This is a genomic window from Borreliella spielmanii, from assembly GCF_014201705.1.
GTDB lineage: Bacteria > Spirochaetota > Spirochaetia > Borreliales > Borreliaceae > Borreliella > Borreliella spielmanii.
In genome coordinates, this window is the sequence record NZ_JACHFA010000012.1 from 1 (window position 1) to 5,595 (window position 5,595).

The window sequence follows — 5,595 nt, forward strand, 5'->3', positions numbered from 1 at the left end:
ATAAAAGCTTGTCCAATAGCATGCATACCTGATTTAGGATCAATTTTGAACTTAGAATTTATATAACTATTATTGATATATTCTCTAAACTCATCGCTACCAGCAATTTTAGTTAAATGTTTTCTTACTGGTAAATTAGCCCCCCCTTTTTCATGCATCCTAGCAATATTAGAACGACCCCCAAACCAACCAATTTCTAATTCAATTGTAAAGTCTAGTTCGTCCATATAAATTCCTTTAAAACTAAAGTAAAGTATCCAATTGAAGAGTCAATGCTAAATATTTCAAAGTAAACTAAATCTGAAATTGATATTCGGTCTTTAAGTTCATAGTTAAGGTCTTGATATGTGTAAAGCTTGGAATATCCTTGAATATCAGATATATCGGAGTCGTAAAGCATTGCAAGTTCTTGTGGTTTTATGTCGATAATAACCCCAATAAATTCAGTATATCGACTCTTATCAAATATTCTTTGATACGAATCATCATTATCAAGTATAAAACCTTAAAGTTTCAGGATCCTTAAAGACATTAATCATACGTGCAGACATATCCGCTAGTCTTTTTCTAACACCACTCACTAGACAACCCCCACACAAGATGGTGTTGAGGTTTCTCTTTTTAGCTTTTCTAAAAATGCATCAAGTTGTGTACAAAAGTTCTTATTAGATCCACAATTTTCCCCGCCGCTCTCTTCGCCTCCACTACCGCTAGGATAATAATCAATTTCAAGCTCATTGAACTTCTCTTTTTTGATCCTTTCAAATTCAAATTCACGAACAACCCCTTGCTTTCTTAATTGACAACCCATGTGATAGAAAGTAAGTAAAAATATTTGTTCGTATGTAAGTGAACTAGCATCAATACCGCGTGTTACTAAAATAGCCTGCAGTAAAGACAAATAAAGTACGAAATCTTGTCTACTTAATGCAAGTTTATCTATTCCTAGTAGCAATAACACTTCAGAATGAAGTTTTGTTATTAAAAGTTCTTCTTCATTCTGAACTTGTGTTTGCAAGTTTTTTTGTTCACTCATTTAATTTACTTTATGTTTTTAACATTGTTTAATGTTCACTTGCAAAATAGTCTTCTTAGTAGCAAGTAGCCCACCTAAAACAAAATCGATGTATGAATGAGCAATATTAGTAGTTGAGTCTTTATCAACTTGTTCATTAGGAATAGGCAACATATACTTACTAGGTTTAAATTTAATAAGTGCCGGGTTTAATGGGTAAATAAGTATTTGATGTTTTAGCAAGTTTGAAGTTTCAATATAAACATCTTCTCTATTATTTATAGCCTTAATAGTTCGAATTAAAACATCTTCCCATTTTTCACAACTCATTGCTACACCTTGTGCTGCTGTATATGATTTTACCAATTTCAATGATGTTGCAGGATCAATTATTACCATCATGGGTGTAGAAAATTCGTTTCCTAGCTCCAGATTTAAAAGTCCCGCTTCAATTTTTTCAAATATCTTATCCATCTTATCTTTATTACTAGCTTCAACCTCTTCTTTTACTTGATCAGGCATATTAAGTAGTCCATACATATTAGGAAGTAGACGTTTTTGATTTTTTCCATTTTTTTGAATTAAAACAGCACCTGTTAGCACAAAGTGATTAATAAGCTTAATAATTTCACTACTCTTAAGCATATAAGCTTGAGCAAAAGGAAGTGGATTATTGTTAATATCGCCAATGTATGAGTCTGAATTATAAAATTCTTCAGCCGGTTGTTTTAAATGCCCAAATTTGTACTGTAGCTTTAAGTAATTAATTCTTACCATTTGAGAACTAAATCCAATAGTTGAGATAGTATTAATCGCATTGGCAATAGTTGTAGGGTTGGCATTTAGAAACTTGTCCCATTGCATAATTTTCTGGGGATCCATTTTTAGATCAATATCTTCAATCTGATCAGGTAAAAACCATTTATACATAATAGGATCCTTAACTTCTCCTATGAGATTAGCTACAGCTTTTGCATAGTAGTTTTCGTCAAATAATTCCATATTCAATCCTCCTAAATATCATTAATTTTGACCTATAGCTTTATTTCCAAATACTGCTACTTTTACCAAATAAACATCGTTGCTAATTTGGGCTGCATCAGAAAGCGCTATTGCATTAATAGTTGCCTTATTTGCTCCAGTAACCTTTTCAAGAGCGCCATCTTTATTGAAAATAAACTTATCTTTTACTTTAACTGAAGAATCTTTTGCTACTAGGTAGCCCTCAAAATTATTGGTAATTGGGATTATGGTAACTGTTTTACTAAACTCGTCTATATCAATACATACTCCATATAAGTCCTTCCCACCTCCAGCCTCAACATGAGGCTCATAGTGAATTTCACCCTCTTTTACCTCGCTAAAACCAAGCTTAACTCCTCGCTTGTAGGGATACCCTTTGACAGGATGGTTTTCTAATTTATCTTTACTGCTGGTTCTAGTGCCTCCAGAAGCAAAAAATTGAACATTTTTGTCTCTAAATTCAACAGAATTACTAAGCACACTACCATCATGCTGCGGATTTTTCATAAACTTTGCAAGTTTATTTCGTTTATCATGACAATCTTTTACTAATTGCGTTGTATCTCCCATTTATCTACCTCCTTTTATCTCCCCACATCTGGAACACCAACATTAGGAGCTACTGTTTTCTCAAGCCCTATATTGCCAAAAATTGTAACTTTTATCAAGTTAATAGAATAATCTTGTTTGGGATATCTAGCTTGATCTCGTTCTTGATCAACGTCTTCGGGCACAAAATTGATTGTAAATGCATCAGATAATGCATAAGCATTAATTACAGTTGGAGGTCCACCACCGACCTTCGTAATAACCCCTTTATCACTAATATCTAATATTTCTCCAGCTTTTATATTCGGATTTCTTGTAACAAGATACCCTTCAAAATTATTCGTAATTGGCAAAACATATGCAGTACAACTAAACTCACATACATCAACACATATGCCATAAAGATCCGTATCAGCTCCAACATCAACATATATAGCATTTTCTTTTGGAACAAGTTTGACCCCGCGCTTGTATGGAAAACTATTGTTTGGATCGTAAAAGTATTCTTCTATTTTGTCTGTAATACTCGAATATGCAAATGAATAAGCATTAACTAGCTCATTTTTAGACTGGAAAGAACCACTTGAACTACTAAAAACTTTATTCTCAATCGAACTCATTGATTTTGCATATTTTTTGAATTTCAAAAGAATATCATCAAGTTCTTTAACTGATCCTAAATAGGGATCTACTTGTACGTCATCAGCTTGTCTTGCTTGACGTCTAGCTCTTGGAGCAGCTACTGGAGAGCCCACTTCTAAACCTAATTGTGGATTATCATCAACTTGCCCTTTACCTTTTACTACCATAATTTAATTACCCTTTTATAGCTCTATTTCCAAAAACACTAGCAAGTACTATAAATAAATCTTCTGTTAGTTTGTGTACTTTTGAAAGTGCTATGGCATTAACGGTTTTTTGAGCACCCGTAGTCTTTTCAAGCTCACCATGTTGATTAAAATGCAACTTATCACCTGGATTTACGTCATTTTGTCCATTTTTCTTAAACGTTAAATATCCCATAAAATTATTTGTAATGGGAATTACAGTTGCTATACCACTAAACTCGTCTATATCAGTGCATACTCCGTATAAATCATCCCCACCTCCAGCCTCAACTTCAAATTCTGATGAACCATCTTCACTAAAACTAAGCTTTACTCCTCGCTTATAGGGATATCCTTTGGCTGGATAATTTTCTATTTTGTCTTTACTGCTAGTCCAAACTCCACCAGAATTTGAATAAATTAGGTTTTTATCTCTAAAATCAACAGAATTACTAAGTAAACCGGCGTCTTGTTGGGGATTTTTCATTAATGCTTTAATTTCAGCAACTTTTTTATCAAATTCTTCTTTAATTTTCGTAATATCACTCATTCTAAACTCCTTTAAGCTATGCTTGTTCTTTTATTTCTTTTTAGATTTTCATAAAATTGTGCACGTTTTTGCTTGTAAGTATTACTTATAGCTTTTACAAACTCTGTAAAATTAATTGGCACAAAATTAGAATCAAGCAAACTTGCTTCTTCTGGACCAGAAACAATATTGCCTTTAATAGGGCTAATAGAAGAACTATTATTAGCATTTTTCCTTAATTTGATATTCACTTTAGCTAAAGAGACAAGTTGCTCTAATATCTCCCCATCGATATGGCTTATGTCTGATACTTTAGCAATAGCTTTAATTTGCTCGGTTGGAACAAACTTGCGAACAAGTTCCCTACGTTGTGCTTGCATAATGTCTTTTAGGGTGTATCCTTTTGCAAGTGTATCAATTTCATTTATTCGATCGGCCTCCAGTAATAATTGCTTTTCAACCCGCTCTCTCTCTTCAACTTCTGCAAGTTCTTTTGTTATTCGCTCATTTATACTTAAATCTCGCGGTGTCTCTTTGGGTTTTGTGTTATTTGCTTGCTCTTTAAGACGAATATACTCTTCAAATTCCCCAACACTTATAACCCTAGTGTCAGATTTAACTTGTTGATCCTCCTTAACTTGAGCCTCAACTACTTCTTTTTCTTGATTTTCAATCACTTCTTAACTCCTTTTCTCAAAATGAGAATAATTTTTCTTTTAAAAAAGCTCGCTCCTCGTTATTAAAACAGCTGTTTTGTATAAGCTCGTTATACTTGCTATAAAGCTCAATTAGTTTTATATCTCTTTCTACCTTTTGATCTTCACTTAACATAACTAGCGAATTAAACCTCATATCAAGACCAAAATACTTACCAAGCTTTAAGTTACAAGAATTCTCAACTTGTTCTTGCACGCCTTTTAGAAAATCATAATAATTGCTCCTATCACCTTTACCATCATTTCCAAGTCCTTTAGCCTGTTCATTAAAACTTCTAGTTAAAGGCTCTTTGGTATCAGCACCAATTTTTGCTTTTATTAATGCTAAAGCCTCTTTTAAATAACTAAGATCGTACTTAATAACCTCTAAGCTGGCACTAGGAGTCGCTGTATAAAACATTCCCTCATTATTTAAGTTATTTTTAAGCCTCGCTAGCTCATGTGCCAATGAGTCATTAAGACTTCTTAAATTAGAAATATCTTTATTATGATTATTTGAATTTTGTTTTCTCAAAAAGGACGATAAAATACCGCCCCCTTTATCACTACTGCTTTGAGTAAGTGCGCTTAAAGAAGTTGTTGCACTAGAGAGTGCATCTTGTAATTGAACTAAAGATTCGTCTTTATAAAATAAAAAATTGTGGTTTTCAATACGTTTTTCTATTTCAACGTATATTTTTTCAAATAAATAAATATCTAACAAAAAACTTTCGGTATAGCATGGAACATATCTTTTTAAGATATAATCAAAGTTTTCATATATTATGAGTCGATTTTTATGTATTTTAACACTGTCAAAAGAATTGCCCTTATTATTGGATTTTACTTTATAAGTTATATGATCAAAATCAACCCCCAAATCCCTTACAGATTCATAATCAAGGTACTTAAATCCAATAGGTAGCTCTTTATTAACTGGCTCTTCAAGATCTAGTA

The 5,595-nt window shown here is 32.7% G+C and carries 7 protein-coding genes and 2 pseudogenes; all 9 read right to left on the reverse strand.

All coding sequences use genetic code 11. The features are described 5' to 3' along the window. Positions 1-227, reverse strand: a pseudogene (locus HNR35_RS05320) (hypothetical protein); the annotation flags it as partial. Continuing rightward, positions 215-581 (reverse strand): annotated as a pseudogene (locus HNR35_RS05325) (DUF1506 family protein). The pseudogenes HNR35_RS05325 and HNR35_RS05320, both read right to left, overlap by 13 nt. Continuing rightward, the gene (locus HNR35_RS05330) at positions 581-1,036 is read right to left on the reverse strand and encodes a DUF3890 domain-containing protein (protein WP_183224419.1); all 456 of its coding nucleotides are present in this window, start codon (positions 1,034-1,036) and stop codon (positions 581-583) included. The pseudogene HNR35_RS05325 and the gene HNR35_RS05330 overlap by 1 nt, the downstream one beginning before the upstream one ends. An 18-nt stretch (positions 1,037-1,054) precedes the next feature. Beyond that, complete coding sequence (locus HNR35_RS05335) at positions 1,055-2,017, reverse strand: hypothetical protein (RefSeq protein WP_183224421.1); 963 nt, start codon at positions 2,015-2,017, stop codon at positions 1,055-1,057. A gap of 21 nt (positions 2,018-2,038) precedes the next feature. Then, positions 2,039-2,608, reverse strand: coding sequence for a DUF228 domain-containing protein (locus HNR35_RS05340; RefSeq protein ID WP_183224423.1), 570 nt, complete (start codon positions 2,606-2,608; stop codon positions 2,039-2,041). 14 nt (positions 2,609-2,622) lie between these two features. After that, positions 2,623-3,396, reverse strand: coding sequence for a DUF228 domain-containing protein (locus tag HNR35_RS05345; protein ID WP_183224425.1), 774 nt, complete (start codon positions 3,394-3,396; stop codon positions 2,623-2,625). 7 nt (positions 3,397-3,403) lie between these two features. Next, positions 3,404-3,964 (reverse strand): DUF228 domain-containing protein, encoded by a 561-nt coding sequence (locus HNR35_RS05350; protein ID WP_183224427.1) that lies wholly within the window; start codon positions 3,962-3,964, stop codon positions 3,404-3,406. Positions 3,965-3,975: 11 nt separating this feature from the next. Beyond that, positions 3,976-4,620 carry a DUF1357 family protein gene (locus HNR35_RS05355; RefSeq protein ID WP_183224429.1) on the reverse strand — a complete coding sequence of 215 codons (645 nt, stop codon included), beginning with the start codon at positions 4,618-4,620 and terminating at the stop codon, positions 3,976-3,978. Between the two features lie 16 nt (positions 4,621-4,636). Next, a partial coding sequence (locus tag HNR35_RS05360; RefSeq protein ID WP_183224432.1) for an anti-CBASS protein Acb1 family protein occupies positions 4,637-5,595 on the reverse strand: 959 nt, incomplete at its 5' end.